Genomic DNA, 26,423 nt, shown 5'->3' with positions numbered 1-26,423 from the left:
AGGAGCAGAAATGAGAGCACGAACAGCGACGGTCGGCGATCTGGAAGACGTGTTTCGCCATTTGTCCAAGCGGATGTCCGACGAATACATCGCCGCGGGCAAGGACAGCAAGGTCGCCTACGACAATCTGATGATGAACCTGAAGGAGGGCCGCGCCCATGCCCTTGTCGACAGCGACGGGACCGTAGCAATCGTCGCCTGGCACGAGCATGGCGACGCCGCGGACACGCTGTTCGCGGCGCGCGAGGGCTTTTTCAGGGCCGCGACCGTGCGTTTCTGCAGGCGGCATATCAGGCAGATCCAGGCGCTCGCCGGCAATCTCCCTATTCACTCCCGCAGTTGGCTCACGGGACCGGAAATCGCAAAATGGTTTCGCACCATCGGCTATGTCGAACGCGGCGAGGAAAATGGCGCCAAACTGTTCGAATTGCCGCCGGCCGCGACCCGGCCCGGCTAGGCAAGCAGGTTTGGTGCACCGCGAGTCCAGCCGCCATTGCACCGTGGCACGGCTCGCCTTCGCGCGGCCTTAGCCCCAGGCGCCGACCATTTGGCGTGTCGTGGCGTTCAGCCGGTTGAAGGCGTTGATCACGGCGATCTGGATGACGAGCCCGGCAAGCGCCTTTTCGTCATAGTGCCGGGCGGCCTCGTCCCATACCTCGTCCGTCACGGCATCCGTTCTGTCGGCCAGCCTTGTGCCGGCTTCGGCAAGGGCAAGCGCGGCGCGTTCGGCATCGGTGAAGTACGGCGTCTCCCGCCAGGCCGACAAGGCAAAGATGCGTTCGTCCTTCTCGCCAGCCTTCTTGAGTTCGCGCGCATGCATGTCGACGCAAACCGAGCAGCCATTGATCTGGCTGGCGCGCAGATGGACGAGCTTGCGCGTCACATAGGGCAAATCGGCCGCCTCGGTCGACTTGTCCAGCGCCAGCAGCGCCTGCAGGGCGCCGGGGATGAGCATCACGGGGTTCTTGAGCCTGGCTTCCATGGTCTTTCTCCGTTTGAAACCTTTGAACATGGCGCGGTTTGCCATGCCCGGAAGCGGCGCATCCGGGAGACTTGTTGTGGTTCGCCGGCCATGGCGACCGGTTGGTCGAGGAGAGTCGGCGCTCAGCCTTGCTTCGCAGCCACCTGCTCAAGTCGCTCAAGAATACGCGGCCAGCCGCTTCCCATGCCGACATATCCACGCTCGTCGGCCGGCCGGAACCCCGAGTGCTCCATCCGCACCCGGGTCGCCGCGCCCTCAGGCGTGAGCGACCAGGTCACCACGGTTTTCAGTCCGCTGTCGGATTCGCTTCCGTCGCCCCAGCTATAGGCAAGCAGGCGTGGCGCCTCGACTTTCAGCACGACGCAGTTCGTCACCCCGGACCAGCCCGGTACCGGTGAAGCGCGGAACGTGAAGCGATGCCCCTCTTGCGGCGCGAAGTCATTCTGCATGAGCCATTCTGCGACGAGTTCGGGCACTGTCAGCGCACGCCATATCTTCTCCGCCGAATGCGGAATCAGCCGTTCAACGACGATCGATTTGGTCTGTGTCATGCCGTGCTCCTCTTAGTCGTCGTCGAGCCACCGCTCGCGATCAATAACTCGATGGCTATGGGTTAACTCATAACCATGTAGTTATAAGACTGTCAAGCAGGGAAATGCCCCCTGGTCCAATGCGCCGTGCCGTTCCTGCTTTCGCGCCCGCCGCGCGGGTGCTACGGGCTTCTCACAACATCATGGACAGGATCACACCTTGACTGAAGAAGCCCGCCCGCCGCTGATCGAAATCTGTGTCGAGGGCATTGATGGCCTTCTGGCCGCACAGGCCGGCGGCGCCGACAGGGTCGAACTGTGCGCCAGCCTCGTCGAAGGCGGCATCACGCCGAGCTTGGGAACCGTGCGCGCCGCGCTCGACCAGGCGATTGTGCCGTTCCATGTCATGGTGCGGCCGCGTGGCGGCGATTTTCTCTACAGCGAAACCGAGTACCGTTCGATGCTGGCCGACGTAGCCGCCCTGCGCGACCTCGGCGTGCCCGGCGTGGTGTTCGGCTGCCTCACCGCCGAAGGCACCATCGATGAGCGCCGCATGAGCGAACTGACGGAGGCCGCCGGCGGCCTTAACGTCACGTGTCACCGCGCTTTCGACATGACGCGCGACCCGGCCGAGGCTTTGGAAGCGCTGATCCGTTGCAAGGTCGGCCGCGTGCTGACCAGCGGCCAACGCGACACGGCGATGGAGGGCCTGTCGCTGCTGGCGGACCTGGTGCGACAGGGGGGCGACCGCATCGTCATTCTCGGCTGCGGCGGGCTCGATCTCGGCAACATTGCCGAGGTGCGGCAAAGGACCGGACTGTCCGAAATGCATTTCGCCGTCCTTAAGGACGTGCCCAGCGCCATGCGCTACCGCAATCCCAAGGTCGGCATGGGTGGCTCCGATCTCGACCGCGAGTATCGCAATACGCTCACCGATACGCCGCTTGTGGCAGCGACGATCGCGGCGGCCAAGGCATGACCGCCCTCTCCCCGATCAGCCGTGTCAGGCAAAGCGACGAAGCGGCCATACTCGCGCTCAACAACGAGCATGCCGCCGAATTGTCGTGGCTTGAGCCCGAGCGCCTGTCTTTCCTGCTTGGCGAGGCGTTCTATGCGCGCCGCATCGGCGCGCTCGAAGCCTTCATCATGACCTTCGATCAAGGGGCTCGGTACGACAGTCCGAATTTTCTCTGGTTTCGCGAACGCTACGAGCGCTTCGTCTATGTCGATCGCGTCGTGGTGGCGGCGCAAGCTCGTGGCCGCGGCCATGCCCGCCTGCTCTACCAAGACCTGTTCGAGCACGCCACGCGCGCCGGCCATGCACTGGTCACATGCGAGGTCAATGCCGACCCGCCCAACCCGGCTTCGGACGCCTTCCATGCAGCGCTCGGCTTCACCGAGGTCGGCGACGCGGTGATCCATGGCGGCAAGAAGGCGGTGCGCTACTACGTCAGGCGGATCATCGCCTGAGCGCTGCTCCTTTCCAGGTCTCTGCCACTACTGGAACAACGCCGCTGCACTGACCAGCGTCGTCCAGAACCCCCACAACAGCGGGATGCCGACCAGCAGCCAGGCAAGGACCAATTTGACAGAATTGCTGTTGTCTTGCGCCATGATCACTCTCCTTACGCTGCAGCCGGTTCGGCCTTCATGTGGAACCGTGCATCCACCGGCCGCATCATCAGGTTGAGCAGGAAACCGACGACGAGCAGGCCGGCCATGATGTACATGGTGACCGTGTAGGCATCGGCCTTCGCTACTCCTGCATCGATCTGGTACTGCCTGATGTAGTTGACCAGGACCGGCCCCAGCACGCCCGCCACTGACCACGCCGTCAGCAGGCGGCCATGGATGGCACCGACATACCGCACGCCGAAGACATCGCGCAGATAGGCCGGAATGGTGGAAAAGCCGCCGCCATACATGCTCAAGATGACGCCATAGAACAGCACGAACAGGAACACGTTGCCCGACTGGCCCGTCCACGGCACCACTGCATAAAGGATCACGCCCAGCACGAAGAAGACCGCGTAGGTCGTCTTGCGGCCGATATAGTCGCTGGTCGACGCCCAGAAGAAGCGGCCGAGCATGTTGAAGATCGATAGCAGGCCGACGAAGCCGGCGGCGGCGGCCGGCGTGATGCGTCCCGGGAACATCTCCTGGCTCATGGCGGAGGCTTGGCCGAGGACGCCGATGCCGGCCGTCACGTTGAGGCACAGCACGCCCCACAACAGCCAGAACTGCGGTGTCTTCAACGCGTCGTCGAGATGGACGTTGGCGGTTGTCACCATCGTGTTTTGTGTCGTCGGCGGCGTCCAGCCGGCCGGACGCCAGCCATCGGGCGGCACCCTGACGATGACAGCGCCGATCAGCATGAAGATGAAGTAGACAATGCCCAGCACGATGAAGGTTTCGGCGACACCGATATGCTGCGGGGTCGAAAACAGCTTCAGCAGATAGACCGAAAGCGGCGAAGCGATGAAGGCTCCGCCGCCAAACCCCATGATCGCCATGCCGGTCGCCATGCCCGGCCGGTCGGGAAACCAGGTGATCAGCGTCTTGACCGGGGAGATGTAACCGAGCCCGAGGCCGATGCCGCCCAGGACGCCGTAGCCGAGATAGATGATCCACAGTTGATGCAAGGTGACGCCGAGCGCCGACACGATGAAACCGCCGCCGAAACAGCAGGCGGCCGCGACCATCGCCTTGCGCGGGCCGACGCGATCCAGCCAACCGCCGCCGAAGGCTGCCGCGAGGCCAAGAAACAGGATCGCGATCGAAAAAATCCAGCCGAGTCCGGTCAGCTTCCAGTCGTCGGGCGCCGAATCGGTGATACCGATCAGTTTCGACATCGGCAGGTTAAAGACGCTGAACGCGTAGGCCTGACCGATGCAAAGATGAATGCACAACGCCGCCGGCGGCACCATCCATCTGCTGAAACCGGGCTCGGCGATCGTGCGCGAGCGGTCGAGCCAGCCGCCGGCGTTTTCCCTGGTCGTTGCCATTCCATCCTCCCATGCAATGCTCCGATTCGAATAAACTAGGCGGAGCACGGGGCGGGACAACAAGGAATAGCTGCCATAATACCAATGTCTAAGGACATTGGGCTATCCGGCAAGCAGATCGCCAGGTCACCCCTGGCTATATTAGGACGAACTTACCAAACAAGCTGCCGGACAGGCGGCATCGAGCGAGGCTGACCTTGGCCGCTAGGCAACGCAAGGGAGGGACACTGCGGCGTCACTCACCAGTTGCGGTTCAGCCACTCACGCGACGGCCGCTCGATGACATAATAGCTGCAGAGCGCGCAGGCAAAGACCCCAGCCAGCATCAGCCATGGGTCGCTGCCTCGCTCATAGACGAATTTGTAGAATGGCTGCTGCCACAGATAGAGCGAATAGGACCATAGACCCAACGTCGCCATAGGCCAGGACGACAGCAGTCCAGAAAACAATCTCGTGCTGAAATCGAGAGCGTTGACGGCAAGCGCCAGGAGCGGCACGGCGACCAGATAGTGGATCGGGGTTGGTACCGGGTCCATGAACAGAAGCACCGCCGCGATGGCCGCCGCCACCGCCACATAAGGGCCCTTCAACAGGGCCGGCAGCTTGCCGTCGGTCTTCAGCAGGCAGATGGCGGCCGACAGCAGGATCGACGCAATATGCACGTCGGTGCGCCAGTATGTGGTCTCGTAGTCCATGTGCAGGAACCAGTACGAAACCGCACCGTTTGCCATGGCCAGCACCGCCAGCACCAGGAGCAGCGGGATGACGCGGCTACGGCTTGCGACAAGTGCGCTGATCGCTGCCAGGATGATGTAGGCATGCTCTTCGACACAGAGCGACCAGATGTGGTCGAGCGCGCCGGCGCGGTTCACGAGAATTCCGGCATAGTTGTAGGTGAATGTCAGCGCCGTCAGCGCCGCCTTCCATTTGAAGGCGACGAACGTGCCCGACAGCGCAATCATCGAAACGATCACGAACACCAGCAGCGCGGGATAGATGCGGGAGAAGCGGCGCTTGAAGAATTTCTTCAGCGGGTAGCGCTCGACGAACAGGATCTCGGCCATCAGCCGGCCGCTGAGCACGAAGAAGAATTCGACGCCCAGTACGCCGAGATTGATCCCTGCAACGGGAAAGAAATGGCCAATGAGCACCAGCGCGATCGAAAGTCCGCGCCAGCCGTCGAGATAGGCCAGTCTTGTCCTGGCGGATCTGTCGGCGACGGATCTTGGCGGCACAACATGCGTCGCGGAGATGTCGGTCATGCCGCTCCCTTCGCATTGAAACATGCGAATAGGGTCGCAGGTCGTGATGAACACTCCGAACCCGGCTCGCGTTTGATCGCCGGCATAGTGCAGTGCAATATCGCTTTGTGCAAGTGCGAGATTGCCACAATGCGCCCATCTGCGGAAAAGGGGCGAGAAGTCCCTCTCCTGCCTGACAGGAGCAGGAAGGAATCAGGCGTTGGCGGCGGCCACCGCGCGCTTAGCCATGACCGCGACCAGATTGGCACGGTAGTCGGCGGAAGCGTGGATATCGCTCATCAGCTTGGTCGCCGGCACCTTGACGCCGTCGAGCGCCGAAGCCACGAAGTCCTTCGCGAGCGCGGCCTCGATCTCCTTCGAGCGGAAGACGCCATCGTCGCCGGCCCCGGTCACGGCCACCCTGACGCCGTCCTCACCCTTGGCCACGAACACGCCGACAATGGCGTAGCGGGAGGCCGGATTGCGGAATTTTTTATAGGCTGCCTTTGCCGGTGCGGTGAAGGTGACGGCCGTGAGGATTTCGCCGTCCTCCAGCGCCGTCTCGAACAGGCCTGTGAAGAACTTGTCGGCCGCGATCTGGCGCGTGTTGGTAATGATGGTGGCATTTAGCGCCAGCATGGCCGCTGGATAATCGGCCGCAGGGTCGTTGTTGGCGATCGAGCCGCCGATCGTGCCCCTATAGCGCACTGCCGGATCGCCGATCAGCGATGCCAGATGCGCGAGCGCCGGGCAGGCCTGTTTCAACTTGTCGTCGCTGGCAACATCGAAATGCGTGGTGGCGGCGCCGATCGTGACTGCCCTGCCGGACACTGTCACCCCTTGCAATTCCTTGATCCGCGACAGGTCGACGACATCGGAGGGGGCCGCCAGCCGCGTCTTCATGGCCGGGATCAGGGTCATGCCGCCCGACAGCAACTTGGCGTCGCCGCCCGTGACGAGCTTCGCGGCATCGGCGACTGAGGCGGCGCGGTGGTAATTGACTGCGTACATTTGGAGGCTCTCCCTGGTGAAGAGTGGATAGTCAGTAGTCAGTAGTGATTAGTGAGTAGCATTGGTCGGTAATTTGGTGAATAGCGGGTGATCAATTGCCGCGGCAACCGCGTTTTTGTTCACTACTCACTATTCACTACTCACTCTCCTTTCAGTGCTTCGCCGCCGCACGGATCGCGGCCCACACCGTAGACGGCGAAGCCGGCATGGCGATGTCAGAGATTCCTATGGCGTCGGTGATGGCGTTGATCACCGCCGGCGGCGAGCCGATAGCGCCGGCCTCGCCGCAGCCCTTGATGCCGAGCGGATTGCCCGGACACGGCGTGTTCGAGGTCGAGACCTTGAACGAAGGCAGGTCATCCGCGCGCGGCATGGTGTAGTCCATGTAGCTCGCTGTCAGAAGCTGGCCGTCGGCATCATAGTGGGCGCCTTCGAGCAGTGCCTGGCCGATGCCCTGCGCGATGCCGCCATGCACCTGGCCCTCGACGATCATCGGGTTGATGATGTTGCCGAAATCGTCGGCCGCGACGAACTGGATAATCTCGGTCGTTCCGGTCTCCGGATCGATCTCGACCTCGCAGATGTAGCAGCCGGCCGGAAAGGTGAAATTGGACGGGTCGTAAAACGCCGTCTCCTTCAATCCCGGCTCCATGCCACCGGGCAAATTATGAGCGGTATAGGCCGCCAGCGCCATCTGGAACCACGGCACGTTTTTGTCGGTGCCGGCGACCTTCAGCGCGCCGTTCTCGATGACGATGTCGCCCTCGTCGGCCTCGAGCAGGTGCGCCGCGATCTTCTTGGCCTTGGCCTCGACCTTGTCCAGCGCCTTGGCAATCGCCGACATTCCGACCGCGCCCGAGCGCGAGCCGTAGGTACCCATACCCATCTGCACCTTGTCAGTGTCGCCATGGACGATCGAGACGCTGTCGATCGGCACCCCAAACCGTTCGTTGACCAGTTGCGCGAAGGTCGTCTCATGGCCCTGGCCATGGCTGTGCGAGCCGGTCAGCACCTCGATGGTGCCGGCGGCATTGACGCGCACCTCGGCCGATTCCCAAAGGCCGACGCCCGCGCCGAGCGAGCCCACCGCGGCCGACGGCGCCAGGCCGCATGCTTCGATGTAGCAGCTCATGCCGATGCCGCGCAGCTTGCCGTTCCTGGCGGCCTCCGCCTTGCGCCCGGCAAAGCCGGCATAGTCGGCGGCCTCCATGGCCGCGTCGAGCGAGGCGCCATAGTCACCGGCGTCATAGTTCATGATGACCGGCGTCTGGTGCGGAAACGTGGTGATGAAGTTGGTTCGCCGAAGCTCCGCCGGCGACACGCCGAGTTCCCGCGCCGCGGTCTCCATCGTGCGCTCGATGAGATAGGTGGCTTCCGGCCGCCCTGCCCCGCGATAAGCATCGACGGGTGCCGTGTTGGTATAGACCGTTCGGACATTGGCGTGGATCGCCGGGATATTGTATTGACCCGACAGCAGCGTCGCGTAGAGATAGGTCGGCACGCAGGACGAGAACAACGACATGTAGGCACCGAGATTGGCCAACGTGTCGACCTTGAGACCGGTGATCCTGTTGTTCTTGTCGAAGGCCATTTCCACTGTCGAGACATGATCGCGGCCATGTGCGTCGGAGAGGAAGCTTTCGGTGCGGTCGGCCACCCACTTCACCGGCACGCCGGTTTTCTTGGACGCCCACAGGCAGACGATCTCTTCCGGATAGATATAGATCTTGGAGCCGAAGCCGCCGCCGACATCGGGCGCGATGACGCGCAATTTGTTTTCCGGCGCGATGTTATAGAAGGCGCTCATCACCAGCCGCGCGACATGCGGGTTCTGCGAGGTCGTCCAGCAGGTATAGTGGTCTTCCGCTCTGTCATAGTGGCCCAGCGCTGCCCGCGGCTCCATGGCGTTGGGCACCAGCCGGTTGTTGACGATTTTCATGCGGGTGACGTGGGAAGCCGCGGTGATCGCCGCGTCGGTCGCCTTGGCGTCGCCGATCTCCCAGTCGAAGATCAGGTTGTTTTCGGCTTCCGGATGGAGTTGCGGAGCGCCCTTTTCGAGCGCCTTCGTCGCATCCACCACCGCCTCGAGTTCATTGTAGGTGATCTCGACCGCTTCGGCGGCGTCGCGCGCCTGGCCCTTGGTGTCGGCGACCACGACGACGACCGCATCGCCGACATAGCGAACCTTGTCGACCGCCAGCGGCGACCAGGCTCCCATCTTCATCGGGGAGCCGTCCTTGGAATGGATCATCCAGCCGCAGATGAGATTGCCGATGCCATCGGCCTTCAGCTCCTTGCCGGTCAGCACGCCGATAACACCCGGCATGGCTTGAGCTTTGTCGACGTCGATCTTCACGATCTGGGCATGCGCGTGCGGGCTGCGCACGAAGGCCGCATGCTTCATGCCGGGCACCACCATGTCGTCGACATAGCGGCCGGCACCAGTGATGAACCGCTTGTCTTCCTTGCGCGCCACGCGAGCGCCAACACCTTCAATGCCCATCAGAAATTCCTCCCGAAATAGTGAGTAGGAAGTAGTGAGTGGTGGAGATCGGCGCCGGTTCGTACCGACTACTCACTACTCAACTTTTCTCACGCCGCTTGCCTGACCTTGCCGCTCATCCCCTCCGATGCGGCGAGGATCGCCTTGACGATGTTGTGGTAGCCGGTGCAGCGACAGATGTTGCCCTCGAGCTCTGCGCGCACCGTCGCTTCGTCGAGGCCTTCGGGGTGGCGCTTGATCATGTCGGTCGCCGTCATGATCATGCCCGGCGTGCAGAAGCCGCATTGCAGTCCGTGATGCTCCTTGAACGCCGCCTGCACGGGATGCAGGTCGGCACCGTTGGCAAGTCCCTCGATCGTCACCACGCTCGATCCGGACGCCTGCACCGCGAGCATCGTACAGGACTTCACCGCCTTGCCGTCGACATGGACGACGCAGGCGCCGCATTGCGAGGTGTCGCAACCGACATGGGTGCCGGTGAGACCGAGATTCTCCCGCAAGAAGTGAACCAGCAGCGTCCGGTCCTCGGCCGCACCGCGGACCTGTTTTCCGTTCACCATCAACGAAACGTCCGACATGAATCCTCCCTGGGTATCACCTTGGTCATCACGCTGCCGACGCGGTGTTGGCTTCGGCCATGCGTTATTCGTACACCGCACAAGCCGTAAAAAACAGCGCGGCGCAAAAGCCGGATCATTGTACTTTCGGCCATGGCAGGGCGAAACACGCATTCCCCTCGCCCCATTGCCAAAATGCCGATTGGCGGCAACAATGGCTTTCGACGTTGGCGCAAGAAGCACATCAACAGCCGCGCACAGGCAGCGTCGGAGGAAATGCGGGAGAACGTCGCTGACCGTTTCACGGACGCGCTACGCATGCGGTTTGTCGGCGCTGACCACGGACGAGCCCGACCCGGACGTCTTCGCACGCGCGGTGGCGGCGGAGGCGGCCGCCATCGAGGCCAGCTTCGCCCTGTTATTCTTTTCCCAGCGCCTTGTCGAGGCCGGCGCCCTTTCGCGCGCAATCGCGGCTCATGCGCCGGCGCTCCACTACGCCGGCTGCTCGACCGCCGGCGAAATCACGCCGCAGGGCCTCGAGGAGGGCCATATCCTCGCCATGCTGCTCCCTTCGGCGTCGTTTACCGCGGTCAGCACCACGGTCGACAACCTGTCGTCATCGGGCTTGGACAGGGTCACTGGTGATGTCGAGGATCTGCGGCGCACGCTGTATGGGCGCATCGGCGGCGAGCGGGCTGGGAACACCTTCGCGCTCTGTTTCATCGACGGACTGTCCTATGCCGAGGAAGCGGTGAGTTCGGCCATCCATTGGGGCCTCGATGACATACCACTGCTCGGCGGTTCCGCCGGTGACGACCTGAAATTCGAGACGACGAGCCTGATCTCCAACGGCAAGGTCACCTCCGACAGCGCCATCATCGTGCTGGTCGCCACGGAAATCCCTTTCCATGTCTTCAAGACCGACAATTTCGTTCCCACCGACGAAAAGCTGGTGGTCACCGCCTCCGATCCCGATCACCGCATCGTGCGCGAGTTCAATGCCACCAATGCGGCCGAGGAATATGCCGCTTCGGTCGGCATCGTCGCGCAGACGCTGACACCGCTGAGCTTCGCCTCGCATCCGGTGGTGGTGAAGGTAGGCGGTGAATATTACTGCCGCTCCATCCAGAAGATGCATGCGGACGGCTCGCTGTCGTTCTTCTGCGCCATCGACGATGGTGTCGTGCTGTCGATCGCCCAACCCAAGGACATGGTGGAATCGACCCGCGCGGCTCTGCTCGACGTCGAGGCGAGGCTTGGCGGCATCGATATGATCATCGGCTTCGACTGTGTCCTGCGCCGGCTGGATGCGCGCAACCGCCAGGTCTTTCGCGAGATTTCCGAACTCTACCGGGTCAACAACGTCATCGGCTTCGGCACCTATGGCGAACAATACCGGTCGATGCATCTCAACCAGACCTTCACCGGCATCGCCTTCGGCGAGCGCCCGGCCGCCGAGTGAGCGCTGCCGTGCCCCTCAAGGACATAGACGATCCCGACAGGCTGAAGAAGATCAACGCCGCGCTGGTCAGCCGCGTCGAGCGCTCGATGGACCAGCAAGGCAACGCCTTCTCGCTGTTCCAGACCGCGATCTCACTGGAAAGCAGGGTACGCGCCCGCACCGAGGAACTGCACTCGACCTTGCGGCGGCTGGAACAATCGAACATCGACCTCAGCGCCGCCAAGGAAAATGCCGAGCAGGCGAACCTGTCCAAGACCCGCTTTCTCGCGGCGGCCAGCCACGACGTGCTGCAGCCGTTGAATGCGGCGCATCTGTCCGTCTCCGCCCTTGCCGAAGTGCAGACCAGCGACGAGGGCCGGAAACTGGTACGGCAGGTCGAGCGCTCGCTGGAGACGATGGAGGACCTGCTGCGCACGCTGCTCGACATCTCCAAGCTCGATGCGGGTGTGGTCCAGCCCGACATTGGCGACGTCAGCCTGGAGGCGCTGTTCTCGTCGCTGCGGTCGGATTTCCAGCCTGTGGCCGAACTGAAGGGCCTGTCGCTGAAATTCCGCGCCGTCAACGCAGTGGTTCGCTCCGATCGCACGCTGCTGCGCCGCATCCTGCAGAACATCCTCTCCAATGCGCTGGGCTACACCCGCTCGGGCGGTGTCCTTGTCGGCACCAGGCACCGCGGCGATGCCATCCGCATCGATGTCGCCGACACCGGCTGCGGCATTCCCGACGACCAGCGCGAGGCGGTGTTCGAGGAATTTCATCGCGGCATCATGCCTGCCAATGCCGAACTCGCCGGCGGCGGCCTCGGCCTTGGGCTGGCCATCGTGCGGCGCATCGCCGGCGCGCTCGGCCATCCCGTGACGTTTTCCTCGAAGGTCGGTCGCGGCACGATTTTTCACATCGATGTCCCCGTCGGCATCGGTGCCACGGCGGACGCCGTCGCCAGCGCTGCAAGCCTGGAGCGGCCGCGCGGCTACGGCTTGTTCGGCACCAAGGTTCTGCTGGTCGAGAACGATGTCGAGGTGCTGCAGGCGATGACCTCGTTGCTCGAACGCTGGCAATGCCTGGTGCGCGCCGCGACCTCGACCGACGACGCGCTCGACATGCTCGGCGACACGGACTGGGTGCCCGACATCGTCATAGCCGACCAGCATCTCGACGGCGGCGATCTCGGCACCGCCACCATATCGAAGGTCCGCCGCTATCTCGGCCGCGCGGTGCCGGCGCTGATCGTCACCGCCGACAGTTCCGAAGCCGTCGCCAAGGCGGCGCGGGCCGGCGGCATCGAGTTGATGCGCAAGCCGCTCAAGCCCGCGCAACTAAGGGCGCTGCTGGCACATCTGCTGGCTTAAAGGAGGCCCCGGCCAATCCAGCCTAAATTCATTCCGCTCTAAACGTGAAGAAGCGTGAATACTAATTTACTTACTGATGAAATAATACTAAGTTTCGGCACGCAATTTTACTGCTCGGAGGGTTGAATGGCCAGGAAATGCGTAGGTGGTAGCCTTGTTCCGCCAGGGCAAACCAGTTGGAACATTCCAGCTTTGCCAAATGATGAGGGCGGACGGCAATGCACCGAAAGCGGGGGAAACATCGTCCCAGATGAAACCACATCCTGCGGAGCAAGCACGTCTTCTGTTGGTCAGATGACTGGCTCGACATCTTCTGCAATGTCGCTGACGACAGCGGTGTTGGATCCTGTGCGACGCGTCCGGGATGCCTTTTTCGACACGCATCTGGTTCGCTCTCTCGCCTTGATCAACGACTCTGACGAACTCATCAAGATCGCAATGAGCGACAGGTCGATTGCCGGCCGCATCGCAGAAGGTGTGGGGTTCTTGAGCAGTGTTTCTACCGCGGTTCTAGCAGAGAACGACAAGGATCCGATGCTTCGATTGCAATACCAGCCTGACCTTCATGAATGGGTCGTTGCGCTCGCGAAGGACGTCCAGAAGCGCCTGTCGAGCAAGGATCTGCACGAAGCCATGGAACAAGCGATTGGAATCCTCGACACGTATGTCGGGCGAACTTTTGGAGACGTCGCGGCGGACCTGAAGAAAGGTCGCCTCAACTCGGCAACGTAGTCGCACTGATCCACTTCGTCTTCGCTGGAGACCATCATGTCGCGCGAACTGACATCAGGCTTCGCCTTGGTCGCACAAGTTGCTGAAAAGGAAATCTCGTCGATTTTTGTGAAGACATTCCTCGGATTGATGCCAAAAATTCAGCGTTCGGTGGAAGGTGTCACGGTTAACATCTGGTTCGGCAATTTAAGCCCGAGCGTCCGACTGATTGCGAGCAATAATCCGTTCGAAAACCTGGTGGAAATAAGCCTGCCTTTTATCGGCCGGGCGAGCGACCAATTCGATGAATGCGTAGGTACTTTGGTGGTCAGGCCGTCATTGATCCAAACCGAGGTCCAACAGAACGGCCAGACCCTGATCGCCGCCCATGGTCGATTTTCGGGGGCTGTCGGTTGCGGCGTTCGAAGTCAGCGTCAACAAGGACAAATTCAAGGCAGTTATGCATCAGGCCTTGTTTGACTCGCTCAAGGGGCAGGGAACGATAACTGCTGGACCGCTTTTCCCGACGAGCGGCCGGCCGTTTTTCTTCAAAACTTTTCTTTCGGCCCCGCCGCGGGCTAATATCCTCGCCGTTTTCATCGCCGACGTGGGGAATGTGCCAGATCTACCAGACTCAGCAAACACCCTTACCAACAGCATTATGGTTCTTGTTCCGGTTGAAACCATCAACGCGAACATTCACGATCAACTTGCCGCCCATGGTCTGGGACAACTGCCTGCCGGACTTGAAGGAGGGACACTGACCTCCCTTTCGATCGAATTGAAGGCCGGGCACGTGTTCGTGAAGGGCACCATGGACGCTGACGTAGGTCCGTTTACCTCGACCGTTCATTTCAAGGCCTGGCTGACACTTTTCGTACAAGGAGGGAACGTTCAGGTATCCGTCGCCCGTACGCAACAGGACACAGATATTCTTGGAGATTTGCTGGACTTCTTTTCGGCAGGCGCGGTCACCCGGGCTCTTGAAGAGGCAATTCCTGCGGCGGTGAAGTCCATCGGCGGTGGTGCTTTCGGAACCTTGGGCCTTTTTGCGGATGAGGTTCCCTTCGAGCAGAGCTTTGCGGCGGCCCAGGCATCTGGATCGATTCTGATCCGTCCGGATGGATTGGGAATCCCCGTTGCACTTACGAACAGGGTGTCTCCGGCCACCGAAAAGCCCACCTATATGAGAGCGCACAAGCTGAGCCGCGAGTTTCACGTTCCGTCAGGCTGTCAGTTCGGTGACTTAATAAACGCCACAAATATCCGCCGTTTTGTTTCATGGCAGGAGGCTGTGCAGGTCGGTTACGATGGATGCAAGACATGCCAACCACAGTTCAACATCACAGTGTTTGGTCAGGTGGTAATACATGTGTCCGGCCCCTTCCAGCAATCGGAAGGCATGCCCCAAGTCGAAGCGGTGCTAACTGACAATGTCGTTCGCTTTGATGTTCAGGTCAGTCCGCTCAAGGAAACCGCTGGCCGTGCGTTTGCTCAAACAAATAATGGGACTACCGACTTCCGTTATTTCATTTCGCCGATTGTTCCTGGTCGATGGCAACTGTCGATCAGATGGGACGATTGGGCTGTGATCTCTCCCGTAGATGTCGCGCGAAGATGGATAAGCCACGATGGCCACTGGGAAGGGCAGTCCACAGTTGTACGAACGAAGCGCGGGGAAGACCAGGTAGCCGTCACCTATGAGGCGTGAATTGAAATGAAGGGTTTGATCGTCGCGCGGACTGGGAAAATACTGCGCTAGTGCACCCATTGCCCTGATCGCCGACTCAAAACCCCGCCTGATCCCTGAAAAGCTCCGCATTATCAAGCTTCGAAACCTCGATCACCGCTTGCGTGCGGCTGTAGACGTTGAGCTTGCGCAGGATCTCCGAGACGTGCGCCTTGACTGTGGTCTCGCCCACTTGCAGCTCATAGGCGATCTGCTTGTTGAGCAGGCCCTGGCGTAGCATCTGCAACACGCGCAACTGCTGCGGCGTCAATGTCGAAAGGCGCTGCACCATGTCGGCGCGGTCGGTGCTGTCGGCGTCGGGCGGGCGGCCCTCATAAGTTTCCGGAACATAGATGGCACCTTCCATCACCGAGCGTATGGCGTTGGCCAGATCGCTCTTGCGCGCCGATTTCGGGATGAAGCCGGCAGCACCGTAGGACAGCGCCTCGGAGATGATCTTGGGCTCCTCGTAACCGGATACTATGACCACGGGCAGGCGCGGATAGCGGGTCCGAAGCTGCAGCAACCCCTCGAAGCCGTGCACCCCGGGCATGCTGAGATCGAGCAGGGCAAGGTCGAACGGCTTTGTCCCGGCCAGCAGGTCGAGTGCCTCGGCGATCGAGCGCGCCTCCACCGTGTCGACCTCGGGATAGGCCATCTGCACGGCGCTGTGCAGCGCCTCGCGAAACAGCGGATGATCGTCGATGATCAGGAACCGGGCGCTGTCAGTGGCTGCTGTCATGTGGCTCGTTTCGGTTTGCCGGCTGCAGCATAATCCCGCGACCATGGCCGACTTATTGGCAAATAGTCTATCCCAACGGAGGATGCATCGCCGCGAAAGTGATGGAAACTCCGGATTCCTTATACGGGCCGGCAAGCCAATGCTTTATGAAAAGCGACGCCTTGCCCGACCCCTTAATTCGGCCGAAGGTGCCCGCGACCCCGACATCCAACAGCAGAGACAGACCATGACCGCCTTTGTCCTCCCCGCTCCGCCAACGCCCTCGGTCGCGGTAGCCGGCTCGAACGAACGATTTGCGGTGCGCCGCATCTTTTGCGTCGGGCGCAACTACGCCGCGCATATCAGGGAGTTCGGCAATGACGAGCGCGATCCACCCTTCTTCTTCACCAAGCCCGCCGATGCGGTGGCCGACTCCGGCGCCACGATCCCCTACCCGCCGCTGACGACCAACCTGCACCATGAGATCGAACTGGTGGCCGCGATCGGCAAGCCGGGCTTCCGCATCCCGCGCGCCCAGGCGCTGGATCATGTCTGGGGCTATGCCGTCGGCATCGACCTCACCCGCCGCGATCTCCAGGACGAAGCCAAGAAAGCGGCGCGGCCCTGGGACTGGTCGAAGGCTTTCGACCGCTCCGCGCCGTGCGGTCCTCTGGTTCCCGCGCAAAAATCCGGCCATCCGAGCCAGGGCCGTATCTGGCTGGCCGTCGACGGCAAGGTCCGGCAGGACGCCGACCTCGCCGAGTTGATCTGGCCGATCTCCGACATCGTCTCGATCTGCAGCGAAGGCATGGAATTGCAGCCAGGCGACCTCATCTTCACCGGCACGCCGGCCGGCGTCGGCGCGGTCAACCCTGGGGAGACGATGACCGGCGGGGTCGACGGCATCGGCACGATCGAAGTGACCATCGGCCAGCCGAATCGGTGAATGCATGAGCGACATCGTCCTTCACAACTACTACCGCTCCTCCACCTCCTACAGGGTGCGGATTGCGCTGGAGATGAAGGGGCTCACCTATGACTACGTGCCGCATCACCTGCGCCATGGCGAGCATCTCGAACCGGCCTATCTCGCGGTCAACCCGCAGGGCCTGGTGCCGGCGCTGATCCTGGGCGACGGCACCCTGCTGACGCAATCGCTGGCGATCATCGAATTTCTCGACGAGACGACGCCCGAACCGCCTCTGCTGCCGAAGGACGCAGTTGGGCGCGCCCGCGTCAGGATGCTGGCGCAGATGATTGCCTGCGATATCCATCCGGTGAATAATTTGCGTATCCTGACCGCGCTGCGAACCCTGTTCGGTGCCGGCGACGAGGATGTCGCCAACTGGTTCCGGCACTGGGTCAAAGAGGGTTTCAAGCCACTCGAAGACCTGTTGATGGCTTCGCCCGAGACCGGCACCTTCTGCCACGGCGACACGCCGGGGCTGGCCGATATCTGCCTGGCGGCACAAATCACCAGCAATGCCCGTTTCGGCGTCGATATGGCGCCCTACCCGACGATCTCGCGCATCAACGCCGCTTGCATGGCCCTGCCGGCCTTCCAGAACGCCGCGCCGCACAACCAGATCGATGCCGAGTAACCTTCATTCGCCAACGCGCAGCGTCGCCATCGGCGTATGCCCAAACGGCCGACTTGTCTGGCGGAATCGATTTCCGCTTGACCGGCCAGGGAATCGGCTATCGTTTCCCGAAGTGCGCGCAAGGTGGAGTTGCCGATGAAAGCCGTCGTCTTCGAAAAATTCGGCGAGGCGCCGACGATCCAGACCGTTCCCGATCCGAAGCCGGCGCCGGACGGCGTCGTCATCAAGGTCGAGGCGACAGGCCTGTGCCGCAGCGATTGGCACGGCTGGATGGGCCATGACGCCGATATCCGCTTGCCGCATGTCCCCGGTCACGAACTGGCCGGCGTCGTGGTAGCCGCCGGCAAGCAGGTGACCCGCTGGAAGGCTGGCGAGCGCGTCACCGTCCCGTTCGCCGTCGGCTGCGGCCATTGTTTCGAATGCACGTCCGGCAATCACCAGGTCTGCGAGCACCAGTCCCAGCCGGGCTTCAACGCCTGGGGCTCGTTCGCCGAATATGTCGCCATCGAGCACGCCGACACCAACCTCGTGCGCCTGCCCGACGAGATGGAATTCGCCACTGCCGCCAGCCTCGGCTGTCGCTTCGTCACCTCGTTCCGCGCCATCGTCGACCAGGGCCGGGTGAGGCCGGGCGAATGGGTGGCGGTGCATGGCTGCGGCGGCGTCGGCCTGTCGGCGATCATGATCGCCAGCGCCATGGGTGCCAATGTCATCGCCATCGACCTCACCGAAGAGAAGCTGGACTTTGCCAGGAAGATCGGCGCGGTGGCGACCATCAACGCGGCGACGACCCCGAACGTCGTCAAGGCGGTCAAGCAGATCACCAATGGCGGCGTGCATATGTCCATGGATGCACTCGGTCATCCCACGACCTCGTTCAATTCGATCGCCAATCTGCGCCGGCGCGGCCGCCATGTGCAGGTCGGCCTGATGCTGGGCGATCACGCCCGCCCGCAGGTTCCGATGGACAAGGTGATCGCGTTCGAGCTCGAAATCCTCGGCAGCCACGGCATGCAGGCCTACCGCTACCCCGCGATGATGGAGATGATCCGCACCGGCAAGCTGAAACCCGAGCTTCTGGTCGGCAAGAAGATCAGCCTTGAGGAAGCGCCGGCTGCACTGATGGCGATGGGCGGCTTCGAAGGCATCGGCATCGGTGCGGTGACGAAGTTTTAGCCAGCGGCGCCGGTTGCGGGCCGTGGCAAATCCCGCCTGGCAAACTTTTTGGCGCCGAATACGCACAGCACCACGCCGAGCGTGATGACGACCATCAGGGGGCTGACCTGTTCATGCAGCAGGGACGCCGCCAGGGCGAGGCCAAAGAAGGGCTGCAGCAGTTGCAACTGCCCCACGGCGGCGATGCCGCCTTGCGCGAGGCCGCGATACCAGAACACGAAGCCGATCAGCATGCTGAACAGCGAGACATAGGCAAGCCCGATCCATGCATTGGTCCCGACCGTGGCGAAGGACGGTGGCAAGGTGACCAGGGTCACCACCAGCATGACCGGCAGTGACAGCACCAGCGCCCAGCAGATCACCTGCCAACCGCCCAGCCTGCGCGACAGCGCGGCGCCTTCTGCGTAGCCCAGGCCGCAAACGACGATTGCGGCGAGCATCAGTGCATCGCCAACCGGCGAGGCCGTCACGCCTTGCGCAAGGGCAAACCCGCCCACCAGCGCGCTGCCGAGGCATGAGAACAGCCAGAAGGCCGGTCTCGGCCTCTCGCCCCCGCGCAGCACGCCGAAGATCGCGGTCGCCAGCGGCAGCAGGCCGACGAAGATGATGGAATGAGCAGAGGTGACATGCTTCAGCGCCAAGGCTGTCAGCAAGGGAAAGCCGACCACCACACCCAACGCGACGATGACAAGCGACATCAGGTCATGACGCTCCGGGCGCTTCTCGCGGAAGACGAGCAGCAGCGCGAGGCCAAGCAAAGCTGCTATCACCGCGCGCGCCGACGTCAGGAATGTCGGATCGAGATCCATCACCGCCACGCGCGTTGCCGGCAAGGAGCCGCTGAAAATCAACACGCCGATGAATCCGCTCACCCAGCCGCTCGTCGTCTTGTCCATTGCAGGCACTCCATCCGTTGCGCCTCTATCGGGCCCATACCCATGGCGTCACCAGAGACAATGCAGTACAATTCAACAAAACTGTAATGGTTCGCCGGAAGGTACAGATGAACGTATCAGCGAGATTCGACAACAGCGGAACCCTTGTCGAAGGCGTCATGTCCACCATCCGCCAGCGAATTGCCGCGCGCAGCCTCACGCCCGGCGCCCGATTGCCCTCGATCCGCGCCTTCGCGAAATCCATGCAGGTTTCCAAATCGACAGTGGTCGAGGCCTATGAGCGACTGGCGGCGGAAGGCGCGATCCGTTCCCGGCCAGGCTCCGGCTTCTATGCCGCCGGATCGCTGGCGCCGCTGTCGCTGGCCGAGATCGGCCCCCGACTCGATCGCGCCGTCGATCCGCTCTGGGTTTCGCGGCAGTCGCTGGAAGCGGGCGATGAGATGCTGAAGCCCGGCTGCGGCTGGCTGCCCGCCTCGTGGATGCCGCAGGCAGCGCTACGTCGCGCGCTGCGCAACGTGGCGCGCGCCGATGATGTGGCCCTTGCCGACTACGGCACGCCGCTCGGGCTGCCGCCGCTGCGCCAATTGCTGGCGCGGCGCATGGCCACGCATGGCATCGAGGCTTCCCCCGAACAGATCATGCTGACGGAATCGGGCACGCAGGCCATCGACCTCTTGTGCCGGTTCCTGCTCGAACCCGGCGATACAGTGCTGGTCGACGATCCCTGCTATTTCAATTTCCACGCACTGTTGCGTGCCCATCAGGCCAAGGTCGTCAGCGTCCCCTATACGCCATCGGGACCGGATATCGACTTGTTCGCGCAGGCGCTGGCCGAGCATCGGCCGCGCCTCTACATCACCAACTCCGCCATCCACAACCCGACCGGCGCGATCCTGTCGCCGGTCACCGCGCACCGGCTGCTCAAGCTCGCCGATCAATCGGACCTGACCATCGTCGAGGACGACATCTTCGCCGATTTCGAACACGCTCCTGCCCCAAGGCTCGCGGCTTTCGACGGTCTCGAGCGTGTCGTCCATATCGGTAGTTTCTCCAAAACGCTTTCGGCCTCGATACGCTGCGGCTTCATCGCCGCGCCCCGTGACTGGATGGAAGGGCTGGCCGACCTCAAGATCGCCACCACCTTCGGCGGCGGGCGGCTCGCGGCCGAATTGGTGCTGACCCTGCTCAGGGATGGCAGCTATCGCAAGCACATGGACCTGCTGCGCGCCCGGCTCTCACGCGCCATGATCGAGACAGGCGCTCGGCTGAAGGCGAGCGGGATCACGCCCTGGATCGAGCAGCCCGCCGGTCTGTTCCTCTGGTGCAGCCTGCCGGATGCAGTGGACGCAGCCGAGGTTGCCCGCCGCGCGCTTGCGGCCAATGTCGTGCTGGCGCCCGGGAACGCGTTCAGCCTGTCGCAATCAGCCAGCCGATTCCTGCGCTTCAACGTTGCGCAATGCGAAGACGAGCGGATTTTCAAGGTGCTAGAGGCAGCCATGCCGCGCTGACGGCTGCGGCGCGGCTTGCGCGATCAGGACTTCACGCAAATGTCGCGCACGCAACTCCGCAGCCAGCGCTGCGCCGGATCGGCATCGAGCCGCGGATGCCAGAGCATGGAAATGGTGACCGCCGGAATGTCGACCGGCAGGGAAAAAGTCTGCATGCCGGCGCGCGCGCCTTGCGTATGCCGCTCGGGCACGCTGGCGATCAGCTCCGAGGCGCGCGCCATCGCGAGCGCGGCCGAAAAACCGGAAGCCATGCACACGACCATTCGTTGCAATCCGAGCCGACTCAAGGCCTCGTCGATCGGTCCCCTTTCGCGGCCCCGCCGCGAAACATTGATGTGGCAGCCAGCCGCATAGCGTTCCGGCGTCATCGCGCCCTGGCCGAGCGGATGGCCGCTGCGCACCGCGCAGACGAAACGGTCGCGAAAAAGCGCCTGGATGCGCACCTCCGGCCCGGTCTCGCCGGCCACACCTACTTCCAGGTCGATCGCCGCTTCGCGCAGTGACGCCATGTCCTTGTCCGACTTCGGCGCGAAACGCAGCCGCACGCCCGGCGCATCGGCCTGGATGCGGGCGATCAGGCGCGGCCCGAACTCCTCGACGAAGCTTTCATTGGTGCGCAGCGTGAAGGTCCTCTCCAGGCCCGGCAGATCAAGCAGCCTCGCCGGGCGCAGCAGCGTTTCCGCATCCTGAACCACACGACCGACCTGCTGGCGCAGTTCCTGCGCGCGTGGCGTTGGAACCAGACCGCGACCGGCCCGCACCAGCAGCGGATCTCCCGTCGCCGCGCGCAGGCGCGCCAGCGTGCGGCTCATCGCCGAGGGGCTGAGCCGTAATCGCGTCGCCGCACGCGCCACGCTGCCTTCGTCCAGCAGGACATCGAGGGCGACGAGCAGGTTGAGATCGGGCGGCGACATGGTTCGATCCTAGCACGAAATCCGCTGATGTGGCGTGCAACGCACGAATAGAATGCAAATGCTGCGCGTTCCGCCACATCATGCAAACGATTAGATCTTCGAAGCTTCGACCTGAAGCCGACAAAGGGAGATCGCCGTGGCAGTCACTGAGCAACATCGCAACGGGCACGCATCGGTCGCACAGAAAATCCCATCGGCTGGATGGGCGCTCGCGAGCCTGTCGCTGGCCACGCTGCTGTCGTCGCTCGGCACCAGCATCGCCAGCGTCGGCCTTCCCGCGCTGATGCAGGCATTCGATACCTCGTTCCAACAGGTGCAATGGGTCGTGATTGCCTATCTGCTCGCCATCACCATCCTGATCGTCAGTGCCGGGCGCCTCGCCGACATGCTCGGGCGGCGGCCGCTGCTGCTTTTCGGCATCGCGCTGTTCACATCGGCGTCGGTGCTCTGCGGCCTCTCGCCGGCTTTGTGGCTGCTGATCGCGGCGCGGGCGGTGCAAGGGCTTGGCGCGGCGCTGATGATGGCGCTGACATTGGCCCTTGTCGCCGAGACGGTGAGCAAGGCCAGGACCGGCAGCGCCATGGGCCTGCTCGGCGCCATGTCGGCCATCGGCACCACGCTCGGCCCCTCCATGGGCGGTCTGCTGATCGCCGCTCTCGGCTGGCGTTCGATTTTCCTGGTCAACGTGCCGCTCGGCATCCTGACCTTTGCAATGGCCTGGCGTGCTTTGCCTGCCGGCAACCGGACGGCGTGGACCGGTCAAGCCGGCTTCGATGGTTTGGGCACGGGCCTGCTGGCCCTGACATTGGCGGCCTACGCGCTGGCGATGACACTGGGTAGAGGCAGTTTCGGGCTCATCAACATCGGCCTGCTGGTCGCGGCTGGCATCGGCATCTTCCTGTTCGCCACGGCGCAAAGTATGGCGAAAAACCCATTGGTCGAGCTTTCCGCCTTCCGTGATCTCTCGCTGAGCGCCAGCCTGGCCATGAATCTGATCGTCGCCACCGTGATGATGGCTACCTTGGTGGTTGCGCCGTTCTATCTCTCGCGCGGGCTCGGACTGGACGCGGCAAACGTCGGACTGGTGCTCTCGACAGGCCCGCTGGTTTCGGCGCTGTCGGCGTTGCTCGCCGGACGCCTTGCCGATCGCTTCGGAGCCAAAAGGATGATGGTCGCGGGCCTGCTCGGCCTTGCCACGGGCACGTTCCTCCTGTCCCTGGCGATAACGACACTCGGCATCGCCAGCTATGTCGTCCCCATCACCGTGACCTGCTTCGGTTATGCCCTGTTCCAGACAGCGAACAACGCCGCCGTCATGCGCAGCGTCGGCGCCGGTCAACGCGGCGTCATCTCCGGCCTGCTCAATCTCTCGCGCAACCTTGGCCTCATTACGGGCGCCTCCGTCATGGGCGCCATATTCGCCGCCGCATCGGCCGGAGGACGTGAAGCCGGCGGCCAAGGCATGCTGACGTCAGCGGCGGCGGCCAGCGGAATGCAGGTGACCTTCCAGACGGCAACGGCACTGGCGGTGGCGGCGCTGGCGCTCAGCCTTTTGCCGAGCCGGCGGGCGGAGAATGCCTGACGAAGATCAATTCAGGGGGCTTGGGCGAATGCCGCTCAGGCCCCTGCCCGCTTGCGGCGCTCATAGAGCATGACCAGCGTCTCGGCCGTCAGCGCCGGCTTTTCCTCGCCCTCGATCTCGACGGTGTTGGCGGCCTTCATCAGGTATTGGCCCGGCCCCCTGTCCTCCATGGACAGCAGCGTGGTGCGCAGCCGGATGCGTGCGCCCACCTTGACCGGCGCCAGGAAACGCACCTTGTCGAAGCCGTAGTTGAAGGCGGCCTGCGTGTTCTCGGGCACGATTCCCATGCCGAGCGCCAGCGCGCCGATGATCGACAGCGTCAGATAGCCATGGGCGATCGTCGTGCGGAACGGGCTTTGCCGCCGCGCCCGTTCGGGGTCGACATGGATCCATTGATGATCGCCGGTGCATTCGGCGAACTGGTTGATACGGTTCTGGTCGACTGTCGTCCATTCCGAGACGCCAAGCTCCTGCCCGGACATCGTCCTCAACTGCTCGTAGGTCGGCGGCGTCTTAGGCCGTTTTTCGGTCATTCCTGTTTTCCCGATAGCTTCCAACGCTTCCGGACCACGAACCGGCGGCCTCTGTCAATTCGCCCTGCATGATTCGGTCCCCTTGGGATCGATGCGAATCCTGGCATCACTCTACGTCAAGCCGTGTTCGCCCGGCCTTGGCATTTGAGGGTACCCATGGTGTAAAGGCATAGCGGCCGATGAAGAGCATCCGAACAAACTTCGCCTGGCGCAGGGTTGGCAGGCAACCGGTCTTTGTCACGCAAGCTACTTCTTCTCGTAGCCGGCGCGGATTTCCTCCATCGCCTCTTTGATGCGCATGCGCAGGATGTCGACCGATTCGGTGCCGGATTTCCTGACCAGCTCGGCCACTTCGCTGGCATTCTTCAACGTAGTCTCGAAGGATTTCCTGGCGAACTCAGTCTGTTTGGCCATCAGGTCCTGCGGCGTGCCGGGCGCTCTGTAGCCTTGCGTCATGTCGGCAATTTCGCGCAGCGTGTCCTGCAGCATCTCGCGTTGCCTGGAGAACAGCGACGACGCGCCGGCGGCACTTGCCCGCGCCGATTTCTCCAGTGCTTCAAGGTTCTTGCGGTGGTGCGCGAGGATCGCCTCGACATCGACATTGGGCAGTTTCAGGTCACGGCCGAACCGGCCGAACATGTCCGTGAAGGAATCGGAATCCGGTTGTTTGGCCATGCTCATCTGCTCCCCTGTTGCCGCGACTGCTGATGCCCGTCCATGAGAATAGGGCATGGCGTGCGCCCGTCAATTGACGAGAAACAGCCGCTCAGCTGTGTAAAGCGCGATGCCAGCCAGACCGCCGATGATCATGCCGTTGAAGCGGATATATTGCAGGTCCCGGCCGATATTCATCTCGATCAACCGCGTCAGCTGCGCCAGGTCCCAGCGCTTGACCTGGTCGGCGATGAATTTCGATACGCCGCTCTTCTGGCTCTCGACGAAAGAGGACAGCGCCACCACGAATCCCTGGTTCATGTCGGCCCTGATCTTGGCGTCTCCGGCCAGATGCCGGCCGACCTCGACGAACATGTTGGCAAGATGCGCGCGGATGATCGATCGCGGCGCCTTGGCATCCTGCTCGATGAACAGGCTGAGGCTTTCCCACATGTCGCCGGCCAGCGCCTTGACTTCCGGCCTGGCGAGGAAATCGCGCTTCAGCTTCTCGGCGCGCCTTGCATATTGCTTCGACGTTCTCAGCCGCTCGACGAAGCCCTGTGCGAAACGATCGAATTCTGCGCGCATCGGGTGCTCGGGATCGGCTCTCACCTCGTCGAGCAGCGAACCGGCCGAGGCGACGATCTTCTTCAGGAGATAGGCGTCGGCCCTGAACAGGTTGAACAGCGACGGCAGTTCCTCGCGGATCTTTTCGCGCATGGTCGTCAGCGCCTGTTCATCGTTGAGGAACCGGCCGATCACCTTGATGAACTCATCGAAAAGCCTCTGGTGACGGCGATCGTCGGTCAGGGCCGAGAGCAATTCGGCCGCCAACGGCGCCAGCGGCACTTTTTCGATCTGCTCCAGCATCCGGCTGGTGACGAAGCCGCGCAGCCCCGATTGCTCGACGGCGGCAAGCGTCTGCGGAACCAGGCGCACGACGAAACGCGACAGGCCCGCGGCACGTTCGGAATCGGCCAGCCAGTCGGCGACGAGCGCCGAGAAATCGACCTCGGCCAACTTTTCGCGCACCGGCTCGGGGGCAAGGAAATTGGCTTCGATGAAACGGCCGAGACTATCGGCGATACGGTTCTGGTTCTCGGGAATGATCGCGGTGTGCGGGATCGGCAGACCGAGAGGCCGCTTGAACAGCGCGACCACCGCATACCAGTCGGCCAGGCCGCCAATGGTCGCCGCCTCGGCAAAGGCGGCGACGAAGCCGAGCCAGGGATAGGTGCTCTCGAAGGACTTGGCCAGAGCGAACACGGCGACGCAAAGCGCAAGTGCCGCCGTGGCGACGAATTTGGTCCGCCGCAGCATTGTAAGCTTGGCATGCGCGTCGGCATCGTATCCGCCGGAAGCCAGGGCCGTGGCTGATTGTGACATGTCAGAGCCGCTCCTCGTCGATCTCTGATCTATTTAGAGCATTCCAGGAAAGGTGTGTAACGCTGTTCTCTGGAAAAGCGCCTGGCGCTTTCCCCAGGGAATTGCGTGAAAACAAAGAGTTAGGGCGGTCGGCCATTCTGCCAATCACTGGACCGCTCTGGTGTTTCGCCCGAGAAAATGCGCGTGACAGCCGATTCGGCCCGCGTCTTGCCGCCTTGCGCACACAAAGTTGACGGGAATATTCAGCTATTAGGCGAAGCTAGTCTGGAATTATTCCAAGGTATAGGCCATATTCCGCCGAGGCCAGTGTGGCGAATCCGAAAGCTCGGAGCAAAGCCGCACCAGCAAAGTTCAAAATCTGGCGTGATCGCA

The 26,423-nt window shown here is 62.7% G+C and carries 26 protein-coding genes; 13 read left to right on the top strand and 13 right to left on the bottom strand.

Annotation, left to right across the window (positions count from 1 at the left end):
- Positions 1-10 precede the first annotated feature (10 nt).
- Positions 11-457 (top strand): hypothetical protein, encoded by a 447-nt coding sequence (locus tag FJ973_RS05675; RefSeq protein ID WP_140495737.1) that lies wholly within the window; start codon positions 11-13, stop codon positions 455-457.
- Positions 458-526: 69 nt separating this feature from the next.
- Here the strand turns inward: FJ973_RS05675 and FJ973_RS05670 are convergent, their stop codons facing one another.
- Together FJ973_RS05670 and FJ973_RS05665 are read right to left on the bottom strand one after the other, a co-directional pair.
- Entirely contained in the window at positions 527-982 is a 456-nt protein-coding gene (locus FJ973_RS05670; protein ID WP_140495736.1) for a carboxymuconolactone decarboxylase family protein, read from the bottom strand.
- Positions 983-1,104: 122 nt separating this feature from the next.
- Complete coding sequence (locus FJ973_RS05665; protein ID WP_140495735.1) at positions 1,105-1,533, bottom strand: SRPBCC domain-containing protein; 429 nt, start codon at positions 1,531-1,533, stop codon at positions 1,105-1,107.
- 199 nt (positions 1,534-1,732) lie between these two features.
- Between FJ973_RS05665 and FJ973_RS05660 the strand changes: the two genes are divergently transcribed.
- Both FJ973_RS05660 and FJ973_RS05655 read left to right on the top strand, forming a co-directional pair.
- A complete protein-coding gene (locus FJ973_RS05660; protein WP_140555124.1) occupies positions 1,733-2,491 on the top strand; it encodes a copper homeostasis protein CutC in 759 nt (252 codons plus the stop codon).
- Complete coding sequence (locus FJ973_RS05655) at positions 2,488-2,982, top strand: GNAT family N-acetyltransferase (RefSeq protein ID WP_140495733.1); 495 nt, start codon at positions 2,488-2,490, stop codon at positions 2,980-2,982. The genes FJ973_RS05660 and FJ973_RS05655 overlap by 4 nt, the downstream gene beginning before the upstream one ends.
- Positions 2,983-3,137: 155 nt before the next feature.
- On the opposite strand, the gene FJ973_RS05645 is transcribed toward FJ973_RS05655, so the two are convergent.
- The 5 genes from FJ973_RS05645 to FJ973_RS05625 form a co-directional block, all read right to left on the bottom strand.
- The gene (locus FJ973_RS05645; protein ID WP_140495731.1) at positions 3,138-4,517 is read right to left on the bottom strand and encodes an OFA family MFS transporter; all 1,380 of its coding nucleotides are present in this window, start codon (positions 4,515-4,517) and stop codon (positions 3,138-3,140) included.
- Between the two features lie 239 nt (positions 4,518-4,756).
- Entirely contained in the window at positions 4,757-5,779 is a 1,023-nt protein-coding gene (locus FJ973_RS05640; protein ID WP_140517169.1) for an acyltransferase, read from the bottom strand.
- A 192-nt stretch (positions 5,780-5,971) separates the two neighbouring features.
- Entirely contained in the window at positions 5,972-6,769 is a 798-nt protein-coding gene (locus tag FJ973_RS05635) for a xanthine dehydrogenase family protein subunit M (protein WP_140555122.1), read from the bottom strand.
- A 151-nt stretch (positions 6,770-6,920) separates the two neighbouring features.
- Complete coding sequence (locus FJ973_RS05630; RefSeq protein ID WP_140555120.1) at positions 6,921-9,272, bottom strand: xanthine dehydrogenase family protein molybdopterin-binding subunit; 2,352 nt, start codon at positions 9,270-9,272, stop codon at positions 6,921-6,923.
- An 89-nt stretch (positions 9,273-9,361) separates the two neighbouring features.
- The gene (locus FJ973_RS05625; protein ID WP_140555119.1) at positions 9,362-9,850 is read right to left on the bottom strand and encodes a (2Fe-2S)-binding protein; all 489 of its coding nucleotides are present in this window, start codon (positions 9,848-9,850) and stop codon (positions 9,362-9,364) included.
- Positions 9,851-10,154: 304 nt separating this feature from the next.
- Between FJ973_RS05625 and FJ973_RS05620 the strand changes: the two genes are divergently transcribed.
- The 5 genes from FJ973_RS05620 to FJ973_RS05600 all read left to right on the top strand — a co-directional run bounded on the left by FJ973_RS05620 (position 10,155) and on the right by FJ973_RS05600 (position 15,062).
- Positions 10,155-11,291: an FIST signal transduction protein gene (locus FJ973_RS05620; protein WP_226880289.1), complete on the top strand. Its 1,137-nt coding sequence runs from the start codon at positions 10,155-10,157 to the stop codon at positions 11,289-11,291.
- An 8-nt stretch (positions 11,292-11,299) separates the two neighbouring features.
- Positions 11,300-12,640: a hybrid sensor histidine kinase/response regulator gene (locus FJ973_RS05615; RefSeq protein ID WP_140495725.1), complete on the top strand. Its 1,341-nt coding sequence runs from the start codon at positions 11,300-11,302 to the stop codon at positions 12,638-12,640.
- 126 nt (positions 12,641-12,766) lie between these two features.
- Positions 12,767-13,372: a hypothetical protein gene (locus FJ973_RS05610; protein WP_140521055.1), complete on the top strand. Its 606-nt coding sequence runs from the start codon at positions 12,767-12,769 to the stop codon at positions 13,370-13,372.
- A 36-nt stretch (positions 13,373-13,408) separates the two neighbouring features.
- Positions 13,409-13,831, top strand: coding sequence for a hypothetical protein (locus FJ973_RS05605; RefSeq protein WP_140555115.1), 423 nt, complete (start codon positions 13,409-13,411; stop codon positions 13,829-13,831).
- Positions 13,740-15,062: a hypothetical protein gene (locus FJ973_RS05600; protein ID WP_181170868.1), complete on the top strand. Its 1,323-nt coding sequence runs from the start codon at positions 13,740-13,742 to the stop codon at positions 15,060-15,062. Before FJ973_RS05605 ends, FJ973_RS05600 begins: the two co-directional genes overlap by 92 nt.
- Positions 15,063-15,138: 76 nt before the next feature.
- On the opposite strand, the gene FJ973_RS05595 is transcribed toward FJ973_RS05600, so the two are convergent.
- A complete protein-coding gene (locus FJ973_RS05595; RefSeq protein ID WP_140495724.1) occupies positions 15,139-15,822 on the bottom strand; it encodes a response regulator transcription factor in 684 nt (227 codons plus the stop codon).
- Positions 15,823-16,048: 226 nt separating this feature from the next.
- Here FJ973_RS05595 and FJ973_RS05590 point away from each other — a divergent pair, with 226 nt between their 5' ends.
- The 3 genes from FJ973_RS05590 to FJ973_RS05580 all read left to right on the top strand — a co-directional run bounded on the left by FJ973_RS05590 (position 16,049) and on the right by FJ973_RS05580 (position 18,578).
- Positions 16,049-16,747 (top strand): fumarylacetoacetate hydrolase family protein, encoded by a 699-nt coding sequence (locus FJ973_RS05590; protein ID WP_140517182.1) that lies wholly within the window; start codon positions 16,049-16,051, stop codon positions 16,745-16,747.
- Positions 16,748-16,751: 4 nt separating this feature from the next.
- Positions 16,752-17,402: a maleylacetoacetate isomerase gene (gene maiA / locus FJ973_RS05585; protein WP_140555111.1), complete on the top strand. Its 651-nt coding sequence runs from the start codon at positions 16,752-16,754 to the stop codon at positions 17,400-17,402.
- Positions 17,403-17,537: 135 nt separating this feature from the next.
- Positions 17,538-18,578 (top strand): zinc-dependent alcohol dehydrogenase family protein, encoded by a 1,041-nt coding sequence (locus FJ973_RS05580; protein WP_140555109.1) that lies wholly within the window; start codon positions 17,538-17,540, stop codon positions 18,576-18,578.
- On the opposite strand, the gene FJ973_RS05575 is transcribed toward FJ973_RS05580, so the two are convergent.
- A complete protein-coding gene (locus FJ973_RS05575) occupies positions 18,575-19,474 on the bottom strand; it encodes a DMT family transporter (protein ID WP_140555108.1) in 900 nt (299 codons plus the stop codon). The genes FJ973_RS05580 and FJ973_RS05575 overlap by 4 nt on opposite strands.
- A gap of 107 nt (positions 19,475-19,581) precedes the next feature.
- On the opposite strand from FJ973_RS05575, the gene FJ973_RS05570 reads away from it, so the two are divergent.
- Positions 19,582-20,982 (top strand): PLP-dependent aminotransferase family protein, encoded by a 1,401-nt coding sequence (locus FJ973_RS05570; protein WP_140555106.1) that lies wholly within the window; start codon positions 19,582-19,584, stop codon positions 20,980-20,982.
- Positions 20,983-21,005: 23 nt separating this feature from the next.
- Here the strand turns inward: FJ973_RS05570 and FJ973_RS05565 are convergent, their stop codons facing one another.
- Positions 21,006-21,896, bottom strand: coding sequence for a LysR family transcriptional regulator (locus FJ973_RS05565; protein ID WP_140555104.1), 891 nt, complete (start codon positions 21,894-21,896; stop codon positions 21,006-21,008).
- Positions 21,897-22,032: 136 nt separating this feature from the next.
- Between FJ973_RS05565 and FJ973_RS05560 the strand changes: the two genes are divergently transcribed.
- The gene (locus FJ973_RS05560) at positions 22,033-23,478 is read left to right on the top strand and encodes an MFS transporter (protein ID WP_140555102.1); all 1,446 of its coding nucleotides are present in this window, start codon (positions 22,033-22,035) and stop codon (positions 23,476-23,478) included.
- Positions 23,479-23,513: 35 nt separating this feature from the next.
- On the opposite strand, the gene FJ973_RS05555 is transcribed toward FJ973_RS05560, so the two are convergent.
- The 3 genes from FJ973_RS05555 to FJ973_RS05545 form a co-directional block, all read right to left on the bottom strand.
- The gene (locus FJ973_RS05555) at positions 23,514-24,011 is read right to left on the bottom strand and encodes a MaoC family dehydratase (RefSeq protein ID WP_140555100.1); all 498 of its coding nucleotides are present in this window, start codon (positions 24,009-24,011) and stop codon (positions 23,514-23,516) included.
- Between the two features lie 246 nt (positions 24,012-24,257).
- Complete coding sequence (locus tag FJ973_RS05550) at positions 24,258-24,686, bottom strand: phasin family protein (RefSeq protein WP_140495715.1); 429 nt, start codon at positions 24,684-24,686, stop codon at positions 24,258-24,260.
- A 69-nt stretch (positions 24,687-24,755) separates the two neighbouring features.
- A complete protein-coding gene (locus FJ973_RS05545; RefSeq protein ID WP_140555099.1) occupies positions 24,756-26,051 on the bottom strand; it encodes a DUF445 domain-containing protein in 1,296 nt (431 codons plus the stop codon).
- Positions 26,052-26,423 lie beyond the last annotated feature (372 nt).

Origin of the sequence: Mesorhizobium sp. B2-1-3 (assembly GCF_006442495.1) — a bacterium.
GTDB lineage: Bacteria > Pseudomonadota > Alphaproteobacteria > Rhizobiales > Rhizobiaceae > Mesorhizobium.
The sequence above is the reverse complement of the archived record's forward strand: the minus strand, read 5'-3'. Positions and strand labels throughout refer to the sequence as shown.